20 protein-coding genes are annotated in these 23,600 nt (G+C 33.6%); 8 read left to right on the plus strand and 12 right to left on the minus strand.

Annotated elements, in window-relative coordinates; genetic code table 11:
- Position 1: 1 nt before the first annotated feature.
- Positions 2 to 1,312, plus strand: a complete 1,311-nt coding sequence (locus tag ACFSR1_RS18670) for a RagB/SusD family nutrient uptake outer membrane protein (protein ID WP_378294567.1) — start codon at positions 2 to 4, stop codon at positions 1,310 to 1,312.
- 213 nt (positions 1,313 to 1,525) lie between these two features.
- Entirely contained in the window at positions 1,526 to 2,644 is a 1,119-nt protein-coding gene (locus ACFSR1_RS18675) for a GTP cyclohydrolase (protein ID WP_378294568.1), read from the plus strand.
- A gap of 51 nt (positions 2,645 to 2,695) precedes the next feature.
- Here ACFSR1_RS18675 and ACFSR1_RS18680 read toward each other — a convergent pair whose 3' ends face one another.
- The 3 genes from ACFSR1_RS18680 to ACFSR1_RS18690 form a co-directional block, all read right to left on the minus strand.
- The gene (locus ACFSR1_RS18680) at positions 2,696 to 3,955 is read right to left on the minus strand and encodes an aminotransferase class I/II-fold pyridoxal phosphate-dependent enzyme (RefSeq protein WP_378294569.1); all 1,260 of its coding nucleotides are present in this window, start codon (positions 3,953 to 3,955) and stop codon (positions 2,696 to 2,698) included.
- 149 nt (positions 3,956 to 4,104) lie between these two features.
- Positions 4,105 to 5,145: a PLP-dependent cysteine synthase family protein gene (locus tag ACFSR1_RS18685; RefSeq protein ID WP_378294570.1), complete on the minus strand. Its 1,041-nt coding sequence runs from the start codon at positions 5,143 to 5,145 to the stop codon at positions 4,105 to 4,107.
- A gap of 91 nt (positions 5,146 to 5,236) precedes the next feature.
- Positions 5,237 to 7,297 (minus strand): S9 family peptidase, encoded by a 2,061-nt coding sequence (locus ACFSR1_RS18690; RefSeq protein ID WP_378294571.1) that lies wholly within the window; start codon positions 7,295 to 7,297, stop codon positions 5,237 to 5,239.
- A 145-nt stretch (positions 7,298 to 7,442) separates the two neighbouring features.
- Here ACFSR1_RS18690 and ACFSR1_RS18695 point away from each other — a divergent pair, with 145 nt between their 5' ends.
- Complete coding sequence (locus tag ACFSR1_RS18695) at positions 7,443 to 7,766, plus strand: YbaB/EbfC family nucleoid-associated protein (RefSeq protein WP_378294572.1); 324 nt, start codon at positions 7,443 to 7,445, stop codon at positions 7,764 to 7,766.
- 72 nt (positions 7,767 to 7,838) lie between these two features.
- Here the strand turns inward: ACFSR1_RS18695 and ACFSR1_RS18700 are convergent, their stop codons facing one another.
- Positions 7,839 to 8,942: an OmpA family protein gene (locus ACFSR1_RS18700; RefSeq protein ID WP_378294573.1), complete on the minus strand. Its 1,104-nt coding sequence runs from the start codon at positions 8,940 to 8,942 to the stop codon at positions 7,839 to 7,841.
- 233 nt (positions 8,943 to 9,175) lie between these two features.
- Between ACFSR1_RS18700 and ACFSR1_RS18705 the strand changes: the two genes are divergently transcribed.
- Positions 9,176 to 9,496 (plus strand): YegP family protein, encoded by a 321-nt coding sequence (locus ACFSR1_RS18705; protein WP_378294574.1) that lies wholly within the window; start codon positions 9,176 to 9,178, stop codon positions 9,494 to 9,496.
- Positions 9,497 to 9,562: 66 nt separating this feature from the next.
- On the opposite strand, the gene ACFSR1_RS18710 is transcribed toward ACFSR1_RS18705, so the two are convergent.
- On the minus strand, positions 9,563 to 10,576 hold the full coding sequence (locus ACFSR1_RS18710) for a threonine aldolase family protein (protein WP_378294575.1): 1,014 nt from the start codon (positions 10,574 to 10,576) through the stop codon (positions 9,563 to 9,565).
- Between the two features lie 118 nt (positions 10,577 to 10,694).
- Here ACFSR1_RS18710 and ACFSR1_RS18715 point away from each other — a divergent pair, with 118 nt between their 5' ends.
- Both ACFSR1_RS18715 and ACFSR1_RS18720 read left to right on the plus strand, forming a co-directional pair.
- On the plus strand, positions 10,695 to 12,431 hold the full coding sequence (locus tag ACFSR1_RS18715) for a helix-turn-helix domain-containing protein (RefSeq protein ID WP_378294576.1): 1,737 nt from the start codon (positions 10,695 to 10,697) through the stop codon (positions 12,429 to 12,431).
- A 136-nt stretch (positions 12,432 to 12,567) separates the two neighbouring features.
- Positions 12,568 to 12,759: a hypothetical protein gene (locus ACFSR1_RS18720; RefSeq protein ID WP_378294577.1), complete on the plus strand. Its 192-nt coding sequence runs from the start codon at positions 12,568 to 12,570 to the stop codon at positions 12,757 to 12,759.
- A 102-nt stretch (positions 12,760 to 12,861) separates the two neighbouring features.
- Here ACFSR1_RS18720 and ACFSR1_RS18725 read toward each other — a convergent pair whose 3' ends face one another.
- The 7 genes from ACFSR1_RS18725 to ACFSR1_RS18755 all read right to left on the minus strand — a co-directional run bounded on the left by ACFSR1_RS18725 (position 12,862) and on the right by ACFSR1_RS18755 (position 21,983).
- Positions 12,862 to 14,946: a peptidase domain-containing ABC transporter gene (locus tag ACFSR1_RS18725; protein ID WP_378294578.1), complete on the minus strand. Its 2,085-nt coding sequence runs from the start codon at positions 14,944 to 14,946 to the stop codon at positions 12,862 to 12,864.
- Positions 14,947 to 15,000: 54 nt separating this feature from the next.
- Positions 15,001 to 16,248: an HlyD family secretion protein gene (locus ACFSR1_RS18730; RefSeq protein WP_378294579.1), complete on the minus strand. Its 1,248-nt coding sequence runs from the start codon at positions 16,246 to 16,248 to the stop codon at positions 15,001 to 15,003.
- 144 nt (positions 16,249 to 16,392) lie between these two features.
- Positions 16,393 to 16,692 carry a hypothetical protein gene (locus ACFSR1_RS18735; RefSeq protein ID WP_378294580.1) on the minus strand — a complete coding sequence of 100 codons (300 nt, stop codon included), beginning with the start codon at positions 16,690 to 16,692 and terminating at the stop codon, positions 16,393 to 16,395.
- Positions 16,693 to 16,765: 73 nt separating this feature from the next.
- On the minus strand, positions 16,766 to 17,008 hold the full coding sequence (locus ACFSR1_RS18740) for a hypothetical protein (RefSeq protein ID WP_378294581.1): 243 nt from the start codon (positions 17,006 to 17,008) through the stop codon (positions 16,766 to 16,768).
- Between the two features lie 774 nt (positions 17,009 to 17,782).
- The gene (locus ACFSR1_RS18745; RefSeq protein ID WP_378294582.1) at positions 17,783 to 18,259 is read right to left on the minus strand and encodes a hypothetical protein; all 477 of its coding nucleotides are present in this window, start codon (positions 18,257 to 18,259) and stop codon (positions 17,783 to 17,785) included.
- A 162-nt stretch (positions 18,260 to 18,421) separates the two neighbouring features.
- A complete protein-coding gene (locus ACFSR1_RS18750) occupies positions 18,422 to 18,583 on the minus strand; it encodes a hypothetical protein (protein WP_378294583.1) in 162 nt (53 codons plus the stop codon).
- 988 nt (positions 18,584 to 19,571) lie between these two features.
- Positions 19,572 to 21,983, minus strand: coding sequence for a zinc-dependent metalloprotease (locus ACFSR1_RS18755; RefSeq protein ID WP_378294584.1), 2,412 nt, complete (start codon positions 21,981 to 21,983; stop codon positions 19,572 to 19,574).
- Between the two features lie 109 nt (positions 21,984 to 22,092).
- On the opposite strand from ACFSR1_RS18755, the gene prfB reads away from it, so the two are divergent.
- Both prfB and arsC read left to right on the plus strand, forming a co-directional pair.
- Positions 22,093 to 23,191, plus strand: a protein-coding gene (prfB, locus tag ACFSR1_RS18760) for a peptide chain release factor 2 (protein ID WP_378294585.1) whose coding sequence is annotated in 2 segments (ribosomal slippage) — positions 22,093 to 22,155 and positions 22,157 to 23,191 — 1,098 coding nt in all. Because the reading frame shifts where the segments join, the coding sequence is not laid out codon by codon here.
- Positions 23,192 to 23,203: 12 nt separating this feature from the next.
- Positions 23,204 to 23,545, plus strand: a complete 342-nt coding sequence (gene arsC / locus ACFSR1_RS18765) for an arsenate reductase (glutaredoxin) (RefSeq protein WP_378294586.1) — start codon at positions 23,204 to 23,206, stop codon at positions 23,543 to 23,545.
- The last annotated feature ends 55 nt before the right edge of the window (positions 23,546 to 23,600 follow it).

Consider the following 23,600-nt stretch of genomic DNA (forward strand, 5'->3'; position numbering starts at 1 on the left):
AATGAAGAAAATAATTTTATTATTGACTATAGTTGCATTCATCACTTCTTGTGAAGATATAGAACAAGTACCATCAAATATTGCAAATTCAGATTCATTGACAGATTTTGAAGGTGTTTTAAATGCAGCATACTATTACCAGTTAGGTTCTGTAACACCAATGGCTGTGATGGGAGATTTTAGGGCAGACAATGCTTTAATGATAGAAGAACCCTACCCTTCTTTTGATAGATTTAATAGTGATCTGTTAGATATGGAAGATCAGTTCTTTGAACCATTTTATATTGCACTATACAGATCCATCTTAAGTGCAAATAACGTTATTGAAAATTCAGCTAGCACAAGTGATGTAGGTGAAGCAAAGTTTATAAGAGCCTTGTCTTACTTCAAATTAGTGCGTGTTTTTGGAGATGTCACTGTAAATTTAAGTTCGGGAGATCTTAGTTTAGATGTAACTAGACAGCCAGCCACAGAGGTGTACAATAATGTCATTATTCCTGATTTACAAGATGCCATAGCGGCATTAGATAATTCAGGGTTATCTAATGGTAGAGCAACGCGAATAGCAGCACAAGGCTTATTAGGTAAAGTATATGTACAAATTGGGAACTTTAGCAGTGCAGAATCATATCTTGAAGCTGTAATAAATAGTGCAGAAGCTGCCGGTGTTAGTTTACAGCCCAACTTTGCTGATATTTTTGGAGATACTAATGATTTAAATTCAGAAATTCTTTTTGCTACTCAGGTGTCAAGTTCGATACCAGATGAATATGGTTTTACAGAGTTTACAGGATGGTATATTGGTAATGATTCAAAATCTTTCGAACCATTAGATTTAGATTTAGTTGCTGCTTTTGATGCTGCGGGTGATGTTACGAGAAAAGCCCTTACGGTTGACGAAGTTGGTGTAAGAGGAATAAAATATTTGTCGGAAAATCCAGATCAGGATTGGATTGAATTGAGATTAGCAGATGTTATTTTGCTATACGCAGAGACACTTAATGAAAATAACAACGCAGATGGCTCACAATCGGCATCAATTTTAAGTCTACTGGATCGAATTAGAAATAGAGCTGGATTAGCCAGTTTAAGCGGTACTGCAGATACACAAATGGAAGTTAGACAAGCTATTGCAGACGAAAGACGATTAGAATTAGCCTTTGAAGGACAACGGTGGTTTGACCTAGTTAGAACAGGCACTGTAGATGCAGAAATGGGAGAAACGATTAACCCTAATTATCATGTATTTCCAGTTCCGGTTTCAGAAATACTTGCTAGTGATGGTATAATTTCTCAAAATCCTGGATACTAAAGTTGTGTGTGTATGAATGATAAGTAAAATTATTGTTTGTTATGTATCCTTTACTCCATTGATCATTAATTTGGTCAGTGGAGTATTTTTTTAAACAAATCTATTTCTTAACAATTAATGCAAATAAGTTATCGATTGATTCATAAATTGAAGCGTTTCCATTAAAATGTTTAATAAAAGGATCATATATTTGTTATGAACTAGCGAAGTTGTATGATTACGATTAAAGAAATTACCTCCAAAGCAGATTTGACTACATTTGTTAAGTTTCCTTTTGAATTATATAAAGACTCCCCTTATTACGTCCCCTCTATTATCAAAGAAGAGTTAGACGTAATGAATCCTAAAAAAAATCCGGTTTTTAAAAATGCAGTGGCGAAGTATTTCTTGGCATACAAGAATGATAAAATTGTAGGAAGAATTGCTGCAATTATTAATTGGATCGAAGTAAAAGAACAACAAAAACCAAAAGTTCGTTTCGGATGGTTCGATGTTATTGACGATATAGAAGTAACCAAAGCCCTTCTGGAAAAAGTGGCATCTTTTGGCAAGCAACACTCGTTAGAATATATAGAAGGACCAGTAGGTTTTTCGAACATGGATAAAGCCGGTATTTTGATAAAGGGATTTGAGGAGCTTAATACGATGATTACCTGGTATAACTACCCATATTATCAGAAACATATGGAACAGCTAGGTTTTGAAAATGCAGCTACCTGGGTAGAATACAAAATTAAAGTCCCGAAAGAAACCAAAGAAAAGGTAATAAAGTTTGCCAAAATAATAAAAGAAAGATATCAACTTCAATTACTTAAGTTTAAGAAAAGTAAAGAGCTTCTGAAATATGCAGATGATATGTTTGACTTACTTAATAAAACCTATAGTAGCCTACAAACATTTGTACCTATACAGCAGTATCAGATTGAAATGTACAAGAAAAAATACTTACCCTATTTAAATCCTGAGTACATTACCTGTATTGCTGATAAAAATGGAAAGTTAATTGCTTTTTCGATTGTGATGCCGTCATTCTCCAAAGCTTTGAAAAAAATGAATGGTAAAATATATCCTTTAAAGTTTTTACATATTCTTAAAGCACAGAGAAGAAATGACACTGCGGCATTTTATCTAATCGGGGTTGATCCAGAATATCAAAACAAAGGAGTTACCGCGCTTATATTTAAGGAAATGAATGAAACATTTATTCGTAATGGTATAGAAATGGTGGAGACTAATCCGGAGCTTGAAGAAAACAAAGCTATTCAGGCATTATGGAGTGACTATGAGCATGATCAACATAAAAAGCGTAGAACGTATAGAAAAAATATTTAAACAAAAAAACCGCTCTAATTAGCGGTTTTTTTGTTTAGCTTCTATTTGGTTCTACTCGCCCATTGCTTCTGCTAGTGCAGCAGACATTCTTTTATAAGTTCCGTTTTCTAAAGTTTCACGAATTGTAGAAAACGCATTTAAAGTATCTTCGATATCCTGCATCGTATGAGATGCTGTAGGAATTAACCTTAATAAGATCATTCCCTTAGGAATAACAGGATATACCACTATAGAACAAAAAATACCATGATTTTCTCTCAAATCTTTTACCAGTGCCATAGCTTCAGGGATACTCCCTTTTAAGTAAACAGGTGTTACACAACTTTGTGTAGTTCCTAAATCAAAACCTCTATCGCGTAAACCGTTTTGTAAGGCATTTACATTTTCCCAAAGCTTCGCTTTCAATTCTGGCATAGTCCTTAACATATCCAAACGTTTAAGTGCACCAACTACCAATTGCATTTGTAGTGATTTAGCAAACATCTGAGATCTTAAATTATATTTAAGATAATCTATGATTTCCTGATCAGCCGCTATAAAAGCTCCGGTACTTGCCATGGATTTGGCAAAGGTTGCGAAGTATACATCAATTTCGTCTTGTATTCCTTGCTCTTCTCCCGTTCCAGCGCCAGTAGCTCCTAATGTTCCAAAACCGTGTGCATCATCAACAAACAATCTGAAATTGTATTTTTCTTTTAGCGCAACTATCTCCTTCAACCTTCCTTGTTCGCCACGCATTCCAAAAACTCCTTCAGAAATCAACAATATTCCTCCTCCTGTTTTTTGAGCCATTTTCGTAGCTCTCATCAGATTTTTCTCAATACTTTCAATATCATTATGACGATAAGTATATCGCTGTCCTTGGTGTAATCTAACTCCATCAATAATACAAGCGTGAGCATCTACATCATATACGATAATATCATCTTTACTTACCAAAGCATCGATGGTAGATACCATTCCTTGATATCCAAAATTCAATAAATAAGCAGCTTCTTTATGCACAAATTCAGCAAGTTCATTTTGTAATTGCTCGTGCAAATCTGTATGACCGCTCATCATTCTGGCTCCCATAGGATATGCAGAACCATACGCAGCTGCAGCTTCGGCGTCAACTTTGCGAACTTCTTCCATATTGGCAAGCCCCAAATAATCATTAATGCTCCAGGTAACTACTTCTCTACCCTGAAACTTCATTCTATTTGATATTGGTCCTTCTAACTTCGGAAAAACAAAATATCCCTCTGCCTGATCTGCCCATTTCCCTAAAGGTCCTTTGTCCTTATATATTTTATCAAATAAATCTCTCATCTACCGCAAATTTGATTTCTTTAAGTGTGCGAAAATACAGAAAATTGATGTGATAGCATAATATTATCCTAAATCACTACTATAAACTAATTTTTCACAAAAAAAGCATCTGTAAAATACCAGATGCTCATATTTTTTATCTTTTGAATTTACTTAACAAATTGAACTTTTGTAGCATCCTCTTCGTGTACACTATCAAAAAATCCTTGTTCCATCATCCATTCATCACTAAACACCTTGCTCATATAACGAGATCCATGATCCGGTAAAATAATCACCACATTACTACTTTCGTCAAATTCACCTTGTTTAGCTAATTGTTTCACTCCCTGGATGGCAGCACCGCTGGTATATCCCAGAAACATTCCTTCACTTCTTACTAGTTCTCGAGCGGTATGGGCACTGTCCTCGTCACTTACTTTTTCAAATTTATCAATAACATCAAAATCTGTTGCACTAGGAATCAAGTTTTTACCTAAACCTTCGATTCGATAAGGGTAAATTTCTTCCTCATCAAATTCTCTGGTTTCGTGATATTTTTTCAAAACAGATCCGTATGCATCAATTCCTAAAACTCGTATATCACTATTTTTTTCTTTCAAATATTTTGCAGTACCGGAAATAGTGCCTCCTGTTCCACAACAAGCTACAAAATGAGTAATTTTGCCATTCGTTTGATCCCAAACTTCGGGTCCCGTGGATTTATAATGTGCGTCAATATTTAATTCGTTGAAATATTGATTGATATAAACGGATCCTTTTATTTCTTCATGAAGTCTTTTAGCCACCTGATAATAAGATCTCGGGTCGTCCGCGCTTACGTGTGCAGGACAAACATATACTTTTGCACCCATATTTTTGAGCATCGCTATCTTATCCTTGGAGGATTTAGAGCTTACTGCTAGTATACAATCATATCCCTTTATTACACTTACCATCGCCAAACTGAATCCGGTATTTCCACTGGTAGTTTCAATAATGGTACTACCAGGCTTAAGAATACCTTTTCTTTCAGCTTCTTCAATAATATAAAGTGCAATTCTATCTTTGGTGGAGTGACCAGGATTAAAAGATTCTATTTTTGCATAGAAATTACCTGGAAAGCCTTTCATAATTTTATTTAGTTTTACAAGCGGGGTATCACCTATAAGCTCTAAAACATTATTATAAGCCTGAATATCTTCTCTCATAAGGTTGTGTTTTAAACAGATTTGCAGAACTGAAAAAGGGGAGTCGACAAACCGTTACAAAAACGCTACGAAGTTACGTTAATTTTTTTAATTAATCCTTTATACCTTCTAAATCTAGTAAAAAAGCATACTCTTCAGCGACCTCTTTGAGTGCTTCAAATCTTCCCGAAGCTCCTCCGTGACCTGCTTCCATATTAGTATGTAACAATAATAGATTAGTATCGGTTTTTAATTCTCTTAATTTAGCCACCCATTTAGCAGGTTCCCAATATTGCACTTGAGAATCATGTAATCCAGTTGTAACTAACATGTTAGGATATTCTTGTGCCACAACATTATCATAAGGTGAATACATTTTCATATACTCATAGTATTCCTTTTCATTTGGGTTACCCCATTCATCATACTCTCCGGTAGTTAAGGGTATACTGTCATCCAACATAGTGGTTACAACATCTACAAATGGAACTGCAGCTACCACTCCGTTATAAAGCTCTGGTGCCATATTAACAATAACTCCCATCAGTAAACCACCTGCAGAACCTCCCATAGCATATAAGTGGTCAGCACTTGTGTATCCTTCACTAATCAAAAACTTAGAGCAGTCTATAAAATCAGTAAATGTATTTTTCTTTTTAAATAGCTTTCCTTCTTCGTACCAAGAACGACCAAGGTACTCTCCTCCTCTAACGTGAGCAATCGCATAAATGAAACCTCTATCCAACAAACTTAATCGTACTGTAGAAAAATATGGATCTATTGTCGAACCATATGATCCATAGGCATATTGCAGAAGTGGATTAGAACCATCTTTGATGACACCTTTTTTATAGACTAACGATATTGGTACTTTGGTGCCATCATCTGCAGTTGCCCAAACTCGTTCTGAGATATAATTATTCTTGTCAAAATCACCTCCTAACACCTCCTGCTCTTTTTTAACTTCTTTTTCTTTAGTATCCATATCAAAATCGATAATAGAGTTAGGAGTAGTCAGAGAATTATAAGCATATCGTAAAGTCTTAGTATCAAAATCCACATTCGTGCTCACATAGGATGTATACGTTTCATTATCAAATGGAAGATAGTAATCGGCAGTACCGTCCCATCTCTTTATATTTATTCTGTTTAATCCATTACTTCGCTCACTTATGACCAAATACTCCTTAAAAATATCGACATCCTCTAATAGTACGTCTTTACGATGGGGAATTAGATCTTTCCAATTTTCCTTTAGGGTATTTTTTTCTGAAACCTTCATCAATTTAAAATTCTTGGCTTCATCTGCATTGGTCAACACATAAAAGCTGTCCTCATAATGTGCTATTCCGTATTCCAATCCTCGAATTCTTGGTTGAAAAACAGTAAAATCTCCAGTTGGATCATCAGCTTTGAGAATATGATATTCAGAGGTAAGTGTACTACTGGATCCTATTATAATATATTTTTTAGACTTCGTCTTGTATACAAACGTATTAAATGTATCATCTTTTTCGTGATAAACCTCTATATCTTCTGAAGCATCAGCACCTAGACTATGTCTAAAAATCTTGTAGGATCTTAATGTGTCATTATCTTTCTTCGTGTAAAATAATGTCTTACTATCTGCAGCCCAGGTGCTACCTCCGGTTGTAGTTTCAATTACTTCGGGATATATCTCACCAGTTATTAAATTTTTAACACGTATGGTATATTTTCTTCTACTTAAAGTATCAACACCATATGCAATCAATGTATTATCAGGACTAATATTTAATCCAACCATTTTAAAATAAGAGTGTCCTTCTGCTTCCTTATTGCAATCAAATAATATCTCTTCCGGAGCATCTAAGTGATCTTTTTTTCTGGAGTATATTGGATAATCCTTGCCCTTCTCATACCTGGTAATATACCAATATCCATTTAATTTATAAGGTACGGATGCGTCATCTTCTTTTATTCGACCTTTCATTTCTTCAAAAAGTCTTTTTTGAAAATCTTTGGTATGCCCAGTCATTCTATCATTATAATCATTCTCACTTTTAAGATAGTCAATCACTTCAGGATTATCTTTATCATTAAGCCAAAAATAATTATCCACACGAATATCTCCATGTTTTTCAAGGTGTGTAGCTTTTTTTTGGGCAATTGGGTTTTGAACTTCAGTCTCCAATGTTCTTTCTTTATTATAATTAGGCAAAGTTGCAAAAGTAAGAGTTAACAATCATATTACTTAGCAACTTTTCACAATATTCTCTTAGTTTATTAACACGTAAAATACTAATTTTGTCCTTAATAAATCATTAAAAAAAACAACAATGTTTGGAGATATGATGGGAATGATGGGTAAGCTAAAAGAAACCCAAAAAAAAGTAGAAGAGACTAAAAAGAGATTAGATACTGTTTTGGTAGATGAGCAGAGTTCTGATAACCTGCTGAAGGTCACAATTACTGCGAATCGTGAAATCAAAAGCATTTCTATCGCTGATGAATTACTGAGTGATAAAGAGCAGTTAGAAGACTATCTTATTCTGACGCTAAACAAAGCTATTACAAAAGCCACAGCGGTGAATGAAGCTGAACTTGCTGCAGTAGCTAAAGAAGGAATGCCTGATATTCCAGGGTTGGACTTATTTAAATAAAACCTACAGGTATTTGAAACAAAAAAAAGGAAGCAATTTGCTTCCTTTTTTGTTTTGGTATAAACTATTGAACTAGTTATTGATTAATCTAAACTCTGTCCTACGGTTTGATGCGTGCTGACGCTCTGTACAGGTAACACCATCTGCACATCTATTTTTTAATCTATTCTCACCATATCCATTGGCTACTAGTCTGCTACTGTTTACTCCTTTAGAAAGCAAATAAGTTACTACCGCTTGTGCTCTTCTCTCAGAAAGATCCTTATTACTTGATTTAGAACCTCTTGCATCTGTATGAGAAGCAATTTCCATTTTTGCACCAGGGTTGTTAGCTAAAACAGGCATTAATCTAGTGTCGATAATACTTTTTGCCTGAGCAGTTAGTGTTGCACTTCCAAGATTCCAATTGATAGGTAAAGCAGAATACTCAACTAAAGAACACTCTACTTCTTTCCAAGTTGTTAATCCTCCTTTTTGCGTCAGTACTTCCTTGCTAACCGTTTTAAAAGTAGCTGGAACAACTACCTCTTCTGTGTATGCATCTTTAACCATAACTGTTTTAGTAATAGTCGCATATTCCGCAGGAATTACTTCTTCAATAACTCTAGCTGGTTCTGCAATTACTCTTTTTGTATAGCTACTTGGTTGTTCTGCGATCCCTGAACTTTTTGTAGTAGCATCTGCAGTTAAAGTCTGAACCGGTACAGTTGTAAACTCAGCAGGATATCCTTTATAACACCAGTAGCGACAATCGTCTGGATTACTAGATGCACAATCAGGAGCAGGAGATCCAAGTTCCCATTGAGCGTATGCAGGCTTGATTTCTACTGTTTCTGCTCCTTTACCAAATTTAGCAGGAATAACAGCTAGTTTAGAAGCTCCTTGCTTCTTGATAAAAGTAACAGTTTCATTCTTATACTTCGCCGGAATAACAGTCAGTTTTTTCCCTTCTTCCTTTACCAATACTTTTTCGGTTACTGTTTCAAAAGTTGCAGGAAATGTTTTCAACTTTTTATACTCGGGTGTGATCTGCACCTTCACTGTTTGATTTTCGTAAACATCAGGGGTTGTACAACGTACATAACATTTTCCAGGTTCTGGATTAGCTGGTAAATCCTGAGCTTGTAAAGTAATTCCTGCCATAGCTAGGAACATTAATAAAATACGGTTTTTCATGTTAAGATGATTTTGTGGTTATTATTATGTTACACTTAAAGGTACGAAATTATGCAGATGAAAAGAAAATGTTAAAATTAACATTTTAAAAAAACAGGATGTTTTCGATGTATTGTTCTTTTATTCGATAAAAGGCTAAAAAATACAGATTTGACTTTTTTTATATTTTTCTTTCTCCTTTTTATTATATATTTTTATCAAAATCATTCTAAAATTCATTAAAACTCGACAATATGTTTGAACTCAAAAATAAGGAGGGATCCAGTTATCATTTTACCTTAAAAGCAAAAAATGGACAAGTAATTCTAAGTAGTGAAGTATACAATAGCAAAGCTGCTGCTGTAAACGGAATTGCATCGGTACAAAAAAATGCTTCGGAAGATGGAAGATATGAAAGAAAAACTGCCAAAGATGGGAAGTTCTTTTTCAACCTTAAAGCAACTAACGGTCAGGTAATCGGAAGTAGTCAGATGTATTCTTCTGAATCAGGAATGGAAAATGGAATTAATTCTGTTAAAGAAAATGCACCTGGTGCAGAAACAAAAGAGGCCTAAATTTATTAAGTGTTAATTTTATACATTAGAATAAAGCTGTTCATATAAAATGAGCAGCTTTATTTTTTATAACGTTTGTAACGATTCTAAAAAATATTCGTGCATTTCCTGTGTATAATCCAAATGAGTTACGAACCGTAGCTTTCCTTGTCCCATACCATAAAAGTGAATATTCTTTGCCCCCATTTTTGAAATAAAATCTTCTTCACTCCCTTCAATGGTAAATATAATAATATTGGTATCTATCGGTTCTACATTGGTAACAAAAGACAAGTTTTGTAAAACTGCACCAATTTCTTTTGCTTTATTATGGTCGTCTTGTAAACGATCTATATGATTCTCTACTGCATATAAACCTGCCGCAGCCATATATCCTATTTGCCTCATACCGCCGCCCAGTACTTTTCGTATACGGATAGCTTTTCCCATGATTTCACTATCACCAATCAATACAGAGCCCATTGGTGCTCCCAACCCTTTGCTAAGGCAAACAGAAATTGTATCAAACACTTCTCCATATTTCTTAGGATCCTCTTTTTTTGCAATTAAAGCATTCCATAATCTGGCTCCATCCAAATGATATCCTAAGTTATGTTCTTTACAAACTTTCTTTATTTTTAGTATCTCTTCAAAATCGTAACATGCGCCTCCGCCTTTATTAGTTGTATTCTCTACACATACCAAACTGGTCAATGGACTATGATAAAAATCTGGTGGATTGATAGCGGCCAATACCTGATCCGCTGTGATCATACCTCTGTTGCCATCTATTAATTTACAAGAAACTCCACTATTAAAAGAAACTCCTCCTCCCTCATAATTATATACGTGAGCGTATTTATCAGCTATTAACTGCTCTCCTGGTTGCGTATGTAATTTAATAGCCGCTTGATTTGCCATACTGCCTGATGGAAAAAATAAGGCACTGTCTTTTCCAAACATAGCTGCTATTTTTTCTTCTAAAGCGTTAACTGTCGGATCTTCTTTATACACATCATCTCCTACTTTGGCATTCATCATTACATTAAGCATTTCGGGAGTAGGTTTAGTGACTGTGTCGCTTCTAAGATCTATAATCATATTGTGGTATTTGAAAAAAGGTAAAATTAAACATATTGCAAACTCAAACAATAAAATAATACTATTTTTGCGAATAATTTAAAAAGATGAATTTTTGTTAAATATTCTGCATAAAACTATGATCCGAAAAGTGCGGTCCTCCTATTTGTTCCTATTAGCCTCTTTTTTATCTACTTGCATAAATGCGCAAAGTATAACAGATTCCCTAGAACAAAAAACATATAAAGAGCTGCAAGAAACTTTTTATAATCAATTAGAATCTAATATAATTAAAGCAAAAAAAACGGCTGAAGTTTATTTAAATCGAGCAAAAAACAATCAGGATACGCTGCGCATTGCATATGCTTATGAGTTTCATACCAACTTAACTTCAAGTGAAAATGGAATCCGGTATTATGATAGTATTATTGCTATTACCAAAAATAATCCAACAAAGAGATATCCAGCACACTCCTATTTTCGTAAAGCTCAACATTACTTATACGAAAAAAGAGATATTAAAAAAACACTATACAATTTATCTGAAGCCCGTAAACAAGCAACTGACAATGATAATATTGATTTATTATATAGAACAGATTATCTAATTGGTATCGTAAAAAGCGAACATCTTGGTGAAAAAGAAAATGCGATCTCTATTTTTAAGAAATGCGCAACGTATTATGCTAAGGAAATAAAGTATGCTCATAAATTTAGATACTTATCTACTTTGCACGTTACTGCTGAAACCTATATCGGGCTTAAAAAATACGATTCAGCTACTTATTATAACACCAAAGGATATCTTAAATCTTCGAAGAGTGAAGACGCTTATGAAATTCAAATGAAATCATATTTCACTTTATGCGAAGGAATCAATAAATATCAACTTAAAGAATATCCTACAGCTATAGACAGTATTAATATAGCCTTACCAGAAATTATTGCTCTCGAAGATAAATCAAATACGATAGATAGTTATTTTTATTTAGGCCAATCATATTATCATCTTGCAGAAGAGGACAAAGCTATTTCTTATTTAAAAAAAACAGATTCTATCTTAGAAACTTTGAACTCCATTCCTCAATACAAGCACGTAAAAACATATGAGTATTTAAAAAATTATTATAAAAAAAAGAAAGACATACAAAATCAGAATAAGTATTTAGATAAGCTAAACTCAATTTTGGATAGTTATATAAACGATAAAATTTATATTAGTACAAAGGTAAAAGAAGATTATGATGTACCTGTTTTGTTAGACGAGCAACGTGCCGTTATAAATAAATTGAATAATACCAATAATAAATATATAACCAGCATATCATTGCTCATTATACTATTACTTATTCTAGGGAGCCTTCTCTATTATTTTTATCATAAAAAGCAAAAATACAGATTACGTTTTGAGCAACTTATGACGGAACAAAAGAGCAAGATGGAAGCTACAAATACAAAAAAAGAGACCAACCACATTGATCAAAATAAAAAACCTCTTGACATCCCGGAAAAACACATCAAACATATACTTCATAGACTAGAAGAATTTGAGAATGAAAAAGGGTTTCTTGTAAACGGAATAAGTGCTCAATCCATGGCAGATATTATGGAAACTAATGTAAAATATCTATCCAAGGTGATTAATTTTTACAAGGATAAAACCTTTACGAATTACCTAAACGAACTGCGTATTACATTTGCTCTTTCAGAATTGAAAGAAAACCCTACACTTAGAAAATACACGATTAAAGCAATTGCAGAAGAAATGGGATATAACAGTTCAGAGACATTTTCTAATGCATTTTATAAACAGGTAGGTATTAAACCCTCTTATTTTATTAATCAAATAAGAAAAGCTGAAACCGTTAATCAATAATTAATAGATTAACTTGTTATACCACAATTTATATACTCGAAATTCCAGAATTTCGAGTACCCTAATCATAAAAAGAGTAGCCTACACAATTGTTTTTATTATTTTCGCTCTCACAAATTAAAAGCAAAAAAGCGACATGAAAAAAAAGACATTAAAAAATTTAAATCTAAAAAAAAGTACTATTTCCAATTTAAATCTAACTAAAATCTCTGGTGGTATAAAGGGAGGTGTTTCGGGTAATGAAATGATAATCTGTCCCTCGAGAAGAAATAGTTGTGATTGTCCAACAGAACAAAATCAGGAATTCCCATCTGGAACTGGTGTATAAGTTGAAGAGATTCTAATATCAATCGTTATTTAAAAAAATCCCAGAAAGAGTCTTTCTAGGATTTTTTTTACCTAAACATGAGTTTATCAACTCTCAATCTATCTAAACTTCAAGAGTTAGTTTATTTTTTATTTTTTGCTCTTCCAATAATTTTCCGTTATTCATTACGATGACGCGATCTGCCATGGCAATAGTCTCCGGACGATGAGCGATAATTATTCTGGTTATATTTAGTTTTATTACGGTCTGATTTACTATAGATTCTAATCCTACATCCAAATGAGAAGTAGCTTCATCCAGAAACAATATTTTAGGATTTTTATATAAAGCTCTGGCCAATAATAAACGTTGTTTTTGTCCACCAGACAAACTACTTCCCATATCTCCTATCAATGTATAGTACCCCATAGGCATTGTTATAATATCTTGATGTATAGCTGCCATTTGCGCACATTGTTCTATCTTTTGCTGATCAAATTCAGGGTCAAAAAAACAAATATTATCCGCTATACTTCCTGATAATAATTGATCATTTTGCATCACGGTACCGATTAGATGTCTGTAATTTTTTAATCCAATCTGTTTTATATCATATCCGTCTACAAATACATTTCCGGTTTCCGGCTGCAGTAAACCCAGCATAATCTTCATTAAAGTAGTTTTTCCACATCCGGATGCCCCAACGATTGCGATAGAAGTACCGGATTCTACTTCGAAATTTAACTTTTCGAACAGATATGGTTCGTTATCTGAATACCGAAAACTAATATTTTCTAAACTTAACTTCCCTTTTACTTCTGGTATCTGTCTATGATTATCAATGTTTTTTTCCTGTTCCGAGAGTATAATATCTCCTAATCGTTCCATATGCAGAGATAACATCTTGAATTGTATAAACTTACTCACTAATGCTGAAGCTTTTTCTGTAAATTGAACTTTATAAGACATAAAAGCGTATAGCATTCCGATGGTCATTAAACTATCCATTACTAAAGAAGCAGCCAAATAGATTACGATAATATTTTCTACACCAAATAAAAAACCATTAATAAAATTATACCCAATATCTAATTTACCAATACGAATTCCTGTATTCATAGCATCTGCATAATAATTATGCCATACAGTTTGTCGTTGACTTTCATTACCAAACAACTTAATACTCTGGATACCGCGAATGGTTTCCATAAAATTAGAATTTTGTTTAGCATCCGCTACAATTGCCTCCTCTTTTAACTGTCTATAAGGCCCATATAAGGATAATCTAATTATAATATACACAATTACAGCTCCTAATACTATAAGACCAAGAGTACTACTATATATAAACATCATTACTAAAAGTCCAACAGCCATAATACCATCTACAATAGCTTCGATAAGTCCAGTGGTAAGTAATTGCTTTACTTCTTCTAATGATCCAAATCTTGAAATAACATCTCCTATATGTCTTTTTTCGAAATAGTTCATTGGCAGTTTTAATAAATGTCTTAATAAATTTGCTGCCATCTGAATATTTAGTTGCGTCCCCATATACAAAATAATGATACTTCGTAAAGCCTTCACTGTAAGGCCTACAAGTTTCATTAATCCAAATCCCAAAGCTAGTATAATTAACAAATCTATATCCCGACTTATGATTACATCATCCACTACTAATTGCATAAAAAATGGGCTAGTCATTGCAAATCCTTGTAACAATAATGACAATGTTAGTATTTGCAACAAAACTCTTTTTAATCCGGTTATTCGAGTCCAGAAATCAGAAAGTTTTGCCTTTTTTGCAATTTTCTCCAGTTTAAAATCAGGCGTTGGTGTTAGTTCAAGCGCTACACCTGTAAAATGTTTAGACACCTCTTCTAATTTAAGAATTCGCTCACCAACCGCAGGATCATTAATGGTAACTTTATTTCCTCTTACTGATGTAAGCACAACAAAATGGTTCAGGTCCCAATGCAGTATACAGGGTTTTTTTAATTGAACTAATTCTTCTAAATCTAACCTCAAGGGTCTAGAGCTAAACTGTAAACTATCTGCCAGTTTAATTAGTCCTTGCAAAGTGGCTCCTTTGGATGAAATTGAATATTTTCTGCGTAGCGCGTTAAGGTCTAATCTATGTCCATAATAATTAGCTACCATTGCTACAGAAGCCAAACCACACTCGGCAACTTCTGTTTGAAGAATCATTGATGTTTTTCTTTTCCACCTATAATGGAGTAAATGTATTGGATTTTGCATTTGCTATAATTTTCCTCTTAAGCTATAAATAGGCTCTAAAAGCCATTGCCCAAGACTTCTTTCTTCTAAAATAATATCAGCGGCAACAGACATACCTGATTGCAGTCCCATTTTTTTTCCATAAGCATTTATATTTTGTTCATTTAATGCTACTCTAATTCTATATACTGGTTCCTGAAAGGCTATGGGTATTTCAGCTTCGTTGGGATTTATTACTGATTGAGCAATTTCAATAATTTCACCCTCATATAAACCATATCTTTGATAAGGAAAGGCGTCATAGCGCATTAATACCTTTTGTCCCTTTTTAATAAAACCAATTGCTCTAGATGGCAAAAACAATTCTGCAAAGAAACTGGTGTTTTCTGGTATTATCGTTAATATAGGAGCGGACGAAGATACACTTTGTCCTATAGTAGCCTGTGCAGAAGTAATACGACCGTTTATGGGGGCTCTAATTATATACGAACGGCTGTTTTTTAGTTCAATCAACCGTTCTTCTAATTGAGCATATTGATTTTGAAGTTCTTGTAAACGATTACTCTTTCTAAGCGGAGATTGTTCTACTTGTTTTTGTATGTCAATTATCTCAGCTTTTTTTTGTACCCGCTGTCTTTTAGTAATATCAATTGAAGCTTTACTATTAAAGTAAGTGTTTCTCTTAAAATTTAATTCATCATCAGAAACCAATCCTCTTGTCAGCAGTTTTTTGTATTTATCCCAATCATTCTTCTTAATTTTTAATTCCTCTTGTTGATTTTGAAGCTGTAATGATATCTGATAGTATTCTTTCTTATAATTTAATAAAATAGCAGATAAACGTTTTCTTTCACTATCAAGAATAAATGTCTCATCTTCTATACGTTGCTTAAGATTATTTTTTTGTTCTTCTAGCCTATTCATTAATTGTTGATTAATACTAAGGCTATCTTTAGTTCCTCTTTCTGTGGTAATCTCTAGTAAATTTTGATCTTTTATAACTTTTTGTCCTTCTGTAATATGGCTATCATCAATCAGTCCATTATACGGAGCATAGACGCGAACCAATCCTTTATCAGGGACTAGATAGCCACTAGCTACTTCACGGCGAGCAAAAGTTCCAAATGTTAAAAGAAACCCTACTATTACCGTTACAAAAGTTATTACAATAGTGAATATCCAGAAAGATACTGGTCTCAAAAGCAACACATCCCCAAGTAAACGTTGAGTATTATTCTGCAAAACTTCTTTACGAAATAGTGGAGTATTCATTATCTATTAGTTTATCGGTTTACGGACTAGTACGTATCACTCTTACCGTTTTTTCTTTTACATTATTTAGTTTATGCTTAAAAACTAGATTAATAGTAGAAAGCCTACTTAGGGTAAATATCACCCTAAGTAGATTTCTTTTAATTAACCACCTTGATTACTATCAATAGCTATATTAGTAGCAATAGTACCAACTGTAATACCCACTTGTGCTGCTATACCAACGCACGAGCCTATTGTCGCCCCAGCAACAGCTCCATTGCCGGCAGCCTGGGCAATATCAACAAATGTACTATTCACTGATTGTTGATTACTACCAAATGCAGCACCAGCCACACCAGCAAAAAAACCACCAACCAATCCTACTGCTCCTCCAATAGCTCCTCCAACCACACCACAAGCACCATTAACTTCTTGTACTTCTTCAAAATTTAAATTTCTCATTGTATTTTTTTTTTAAAGTTATTTCTGAAATCGAGCCATTTTATACAAAAATGACTCAGTAAGTATTTTGTTATTAATTTCCACCACTACTACCAATAATAGCTCCACCCGCTCCAGCAGCACCTATAGCGGCTCCTGCAACTATAACTTCACCAACGGTAGCTGCTCCTGCCAATGCAATAGGAACTGTTGCCAATCCTGCTGTAGCTACAACTGCCACTGCAAGACCAATAACGGCAACTCCTGCCCCTACTTGTTTCCAATCAATATCTCCGCCACTTACTTCTTGTACTTCTTCAAAATTTAAGTCTCTCATTTTTTTAAAATTTTAATTATTAAACTTTCTTTTTATCAATGCGCTTTGACGAGGCAAACGTATGACAACAAACAAGTTGAAAACAAGGAAGGATACTCGAAATTCCAGAAAAACGATCGATTTTCCTGAATTTCGGTTTTGTTTTTTTAAAGCTTAAAAGGAATGCTAAAAACTAATATTCTAAATAGTTATAAATTCTATTTTTTAAATCATTCTTGAAAAAAACGAGAGTTGAACTCCACATCAAACGGCAAAAAATGTTTTCGAAAATTCCGGGATTCAAAAAAGGAAAGAAATTGTAATAGTAGTAGTAAATAATCCTATAGTTTTATCTCTATCATCTGGATATTGCCTCTTATACCTACCCAAATAAAGTATTACTTAAAATTAATGATCCTATTTTAAGTTTTCTTATTTGCTTTGCAAAAAATGTAAACGGTAGTTTCTATTTAACAGTGGCTCTTTCTTGTTTCTAATTAAAATAAAACAAAATCATTATCATACATGACAAAATTTAATGTGCAATTTTCTCTAAGCGAGTCCAATGAGTGTTTTAATTCAATACGTTTTCCAAACTTTACACATTCATAAAGCAGCGAAATCTCAAGCTATATTTGACCATATATGAAATTAAAAAGGGATTGTAGTTTACTACGATCCCTTTTTTTAAGCGTAAATTCTTAAGTGAATAAACTATAAATTATAACTCCGTATTAGCTATAGTATAATTTCAAACACCTCACTATCCGCTACTTTTGTTTTAAATGATTCTTGTTAAAAATTCATTGATAAACCAATTCCATTTCCGTTGGCAAAGATTCCAAATTTTGGTTTAAATGCATTATAAGACGTTGAATTCAATGAAGAATTGTACGATTCTACGGCCTTATTTATATTTTTTCTTGTACTTAATGAAATCGGAATTGCAATTACAATCAAACCTGCTCCTACTCCGGCTAATGTCCAATTTGCATCTCCGCCACCAAGCGCTGTACCAAGTGGCCATCCAATTAACCCTCCTCCGGCACCTGCAAGTATTGTAGAAAAAGTGGCATTTGATTTAGCCCTTTTTATCATTTTTAAAGATTCTGAATTGGATTCTAATACCTTGAATAAAGTTTCGTTTGTCATCTCATTTCCATTTTGGAAATATTGATACCCTTTTTTTGCTTTTTTTACTTCTATTTTTTGAGCATTACTCATATGAAGTACTCCTAGAACGAATACTAAAAACCAAACTACTTTTTTCATTTTTCCTTTTAATTATTTTTAAGTCAATTCATAGTATTGACCTTTTTTTATTGTAAAATTTTAATTGTGATTTCCTGTAGAGTTTTGTATAATTAAAACCGCTTTACACAAAATTACAAAGCGGTTTTAAGTACTGAACTCAAACTAAAAAATGTTTAATCATTAAACACAGTAAATACAACTTGTTGGTGTGCCTGAGTAACAAATACCACCTGCTGGCTGTTCTGATTGCTGATTGTCTGTATCTCCAGTCCACCCAGGGAACATATCTCTAAAATCACCAAAATTACCACCTTTAACCCCATCCAATTGTGCAATACTCATTTTCTTAAATTTTAACTTTTTACTTTTCATATTATTTGATTTAAATTGTGGCGACAAAAATATTCTTAAAGACAAATGAGCGCAAATACTAGTAGCGGGTATTCTGGAATTTCGATCGAAATTCTAGAATTTAGAGTTGAAACTATATCTAATCACACCAAATAATTTATCGGAATTGTTGCACATCAACCATATTTCTTCCGGTATTCAAATGTGTAAGAAATAGTATCGGAAGTTCACACTGTTATCCGGTATAAAATAAACCATTTGAAAGAATAGAAGATATCACATTAACGGCCTTATTAATTGAGCAATTAGTTATACTCGTATTTATTATTTACTTAATAATACAACAAAACCCTAATCATGTATTAAAAATTCCTTACATCTCTTAATGTTTTAGTACCATATATTCCTGTATTTTTTTAACAACCATTATTAAATTAAGAAATGGCTCTGCACAATCAAAATATCATCGGTATATGACTACTCTATATTAGAAGCTAGAAATTTATCACACATGATTAGGGTTACAGAGCTATATAAAGTACTACAAACTATTACATTACGAGCCCTAATTCTAGTGTTTCGTTATTTTTCAATAAAGAAACAATATATAACGATCTATGACAACTAACAACCTACAAATGTTTCTCTTACAGTTAGTTGACATATACCATCACATGTTTCAGCCTTATTACATAAAATCGGACTAGTTTCCCGAGCTGTTATTGATATAATAGGTTGATTACCTCCAGATACAGTATTCAATTGTGTAATTGTCATTTTTTTGAACCTAAGTTTCTTTTTACTTTTCATTTTATTAGATTTTAATTAAATATAAATTTTAATCAAAGCGCTTGATAAAACCAAAGTACCTAATTACATCAATCGATTACAAACAATAAAATTAGGTATTCCGGAATTTCGATCGAAATTCCGGAATACCTAATTTTTTTTTGATTAAGAAAATGGTATTTATTGAATTCTAAAATTCACATCTAAAACTTCCTATAGGAGAGCCATCCGGGATTTTTGGAGAAGGAATTGGTTTAAAATCTTCAGGTTTTTTCATGAAATCCTGGATTTGTTTTATATAATAATCATTGTAAATTTTATTGACACCTTTTACTTTTTCAGAAGTAAGCATTACTGTTATTTGGTTTAAGTAACCATATGCCAGAGCTTGTACTTGGGAATAAGCACTTTTATTATTTGCTAAATTCATAAGATGTTTTAACGTATTACTTTTTACCGTTTCTTGAATTTCGTTATGGTAGTTATTTTTTGATTTCGTTTTAAAAACTACTTTGATTAACTCATCCAAAACTTCTGTTGCCCCTAATTGTTCTGGATCTAAACTATTTTGTTGAATCAAACGCGAAACTCTTTCTGGGTGAAGTAAAAGTGTTAAACTCATATCACTGGCAGTAGAAGCTGCGCTTAAAGCATCAAATGCAACACCCGTTTTGCTTTTAAATGATTCTCTGGTACGACCATACCCAAAGGCTCTGGGAGGAAATAGTTTTAATTTATCTTCAGGAATCGTTAAAACCTCTGGTGACAAAGTCTGTAGTACTTGATTTAATGCTTCTTTTTGTTCTTTTTCTGAAATTACTTCTACAATGGTTTGTCCATCTCCTTTTGTCGCATAGTTGTAATTTAATCCTCCTATCAGTTTTACCGCAGCCTCTGTCTGATATCTATGAAAAAAGTATAAAGGAACAAACACATCTTCTAGAACCGAATATGGTTCACCTGTTCTAATATTATCTTTAGAGAAATTACGAATAGCATTCTCTCTAATAGTCAATACATTTTTTAATTCTTCAGAAGCACTTTTACCATTATCCCACAAATGAGCCAGACCGTGTGCTCCTCCTTGAGGCCGTGCATCACTATCCGAAATAAAACGCAATCCAGAAGCATAGGCGTTATCCAAGATTTTGTCCAATTCTTGATTTTCATTAACTCCATTTCTAAATTCTGAATAACTGTAAGCAACTGTAACTTTATCCCAACTACCTATTCTAGTATCATAAGCATCAGAGAAGTCAATTTTACCATCTTTTAATCTTATAGTTGGATGAGGATAATCCATAACAGACGCTCGATTCTCTGTACTTGCTGTAAAATTATGCGCAAATCCTATTGTATGACCAACTTCGTGGGCAGACAACTGACGAATCCTCGCCAAAGCCATTTCCAACATAGGTTGATAATTTTCATCCCCCTTAGCAAAAGGCTTATTAGATAGTGCTTGTGCTATAAGAAAATCCTGGCGGATTCTCAGACTACCTAAACTAACATGACCTTTTAATATTTCACCGGTTCTTGGATCAACCACACTCGCCCCGTAACTCCATCCCCTGGTGGAACGATGTACCCATTGAATCACATTATATCGCAAATCCATAGGATCCGCATCCTCTGGAAGCATTTTAACCTGAAAAGCATTTTTGAACCCTATAGCTTCGTATGCCTGATTCCACCATCTAGCTCCATCCAACAATGCTGATCTTACCGGTTCCGGAGCACCGGGATCTAGATAATAGATAATAGGTTCTTTGGCTTCGCTTACGGCTAATTCAGGATTTTTCTTTTCTAATCTATGTCTGGTAATATACCTTTTTACGATAGGTTCCTGCACAGGAGTAGCATAATCTAAGTAGGAAATCGACAGAGCACCACTTCTAGGACCGAATTCTCTCTTCTTATAATTATCATCCGGTAATTCAACAAAAGAATGATGTTGTATTACTGTGAGTAATTTAGAGTCTGGCGCTACAGACCATATATTACCTCTTTTTGGAGATCCTTTATAAGTAATTAATGCTTCGAATTCTACATTTTTTGGAAAGGCCTTTGTTCTTTCCAAACTTAAAGCACTTTTGGTTTTATCTACACTATAAGTCCCTTCTTTCAAGTTTTTTAATCTATTAATCACGCCGTGAGTATCTTGTAATAAGAAAGGCGTTACATCAATAATATAGACCCCATCTTTTTTCTCTTTTATTGGAAAACCAAATAAAACCGACTTTGCGAATGCCTGTTCCACACTTTTTTTCTCCAGCTTATTTTCTGTAATTGCTCTATATCGTTGATTAGGTTGTATTAATAACAATTTATTTCCGGCTTTCTGAAACTTTACGACTACCCCATCTCCTATCTGTCCTCTATCCAAACCTATATCATTAGATCCCAAACCAGTAGCTAAAGAATGAACATATAGAAACTCCGTATCAAGTTTATCTACTTCTAAATATATCTCGTCCTTATTTTCATTGTAGTAAAAATTAAAATATCCTTTGTAAGATTTTAAGACCTTCTGCTTTTCTAAAAACTGAGCAGAAAGAAATTGGCAAACTATCAGAAACAAGCAAGTACTAGTTATTTTCATCGTGGAGTGATTTATGTGTTTTTGCAAAATCGTTAAAACTATAAAATAATAGTAAAATTATTTCCTACTGAACTGTTAAATCCTATTTTTGTCAAAAATAATTGAAAATATGATTAATACTGAGACTTTACAGGATCTTAGGGAGCGCCTGGTTGCGTTAAGGAGGTATCTTTGACATTGATGCCAAACTTATCGAAATAGCTAACGAAGAAGAAAAAACATACGCCCCTGATTTCTGGGACAATGCGCAGGAAGCGGAAAAATTAATGCGTGCTTTAAACGCAGAAAAAAAATGGGTTTCTGAGTATGAAAAAAGTGTAACCCTTGTTGATGACTTAGAAACTCTTTATGAGTTCTATAAGGAAGGAGATGCAACGGAAACCGAACTAGATGACAGTCATTCTAAGGCTTTAGATCTTATTGAAAATCTTGAATTTAAGAACATGCTCAGCGAAGAAGGAGATAGCATGAGTGCTGTTCTTCAGATTACTGCTGGTGCCGGAGGAACAGAAAGTTGTGACTGGGCAAGCATGCTCATGCGTATGTACCTTATGTGGGCAGAAAAACAAGGTTTCAAAATTAGAGAACTTAATTATCAAGGAGGAGATGTTGCAGGAATTAAAACAGTAACCCTAGAAATTGATGGTGAGTACGCTTTTGGATGGCTTAAAGGTGAAAATGGTGTACATAGATTGGTGCGTATTTCTCCTTTTGACAGTAATGCCAAAAGACATACATCCTTTGCTTCGATATACGTATATCCATTAGCTGATGATAGCATTGAAATTGACATTAATCCTTCTGACTATGAAATCATCACCTCTAGGTCAAGTGGTGCCGGAGGACAAAATGTAAACAAGGTAGAGACCAAAGTACAGCTTACCCATTTTCCTACAGGAATTCAAATCTCTTGCTCAGACACTAGATCACAGCAAGAAAACCGATTAAAAGCCCTGCAAATGCTGAAATCGCAGCTTTTCGAACTGGAACTCAAAAAGCAACAAGCACAAAGAGATGAAATTGAGGCTTCTAAAATGAAAATAGAATGGGGATCCCAAATCCGTAACTACGTGATGCATCCATACAAATTAGTGAAAGATGTAAGGACTGCAGAAGAAACCGGAAATGTAGATGCTGTTATGGATGGAAACATTGATGCCTTCTTAAAAGCATATCTTATGATGATGGGACAAAAAATTGAAGATTAATAATTATTAGGTATGACAACAATATATCATAACCCAAGATGTAGCAAATCAAGACAATGCCTCGCTATTCTTGAAGACAAAAAAGAAGATCTGAATATCATTAAATACTTGGATACTCCTTTTACTGATGAAAAACTAACTGAAGTTGTGGACCTTTTGGGAATACAACCAATTGATTTGGTTAGGAAGAATGAAGCAATCTGGAAACAAGAATTTAAAAGTAAAACTCTAACCAATGATCAGCTTATCAAAATAATGTGCGAACATCCCAAACTTATTGAAAGACCTATAGTGATTAAAAACAACAAAGCAATTATAGGAAGACCTCCAGAAAAGGTTATTGACATCTTATAACACAAATAAAAAATGCTGAGATTAAATCTCAGCATTTTTTATTTTATTTAAATAC

Source organism: Aquimarina rubra (assembly GCF_042684305.1).
Classification (GTDB): domain Bacteria; phylum Bacteroidota; class Bacteroidia; order Flavobacteriales; family Flavobacteriaceae; genus Aquimarina; species Aquimarina rubra.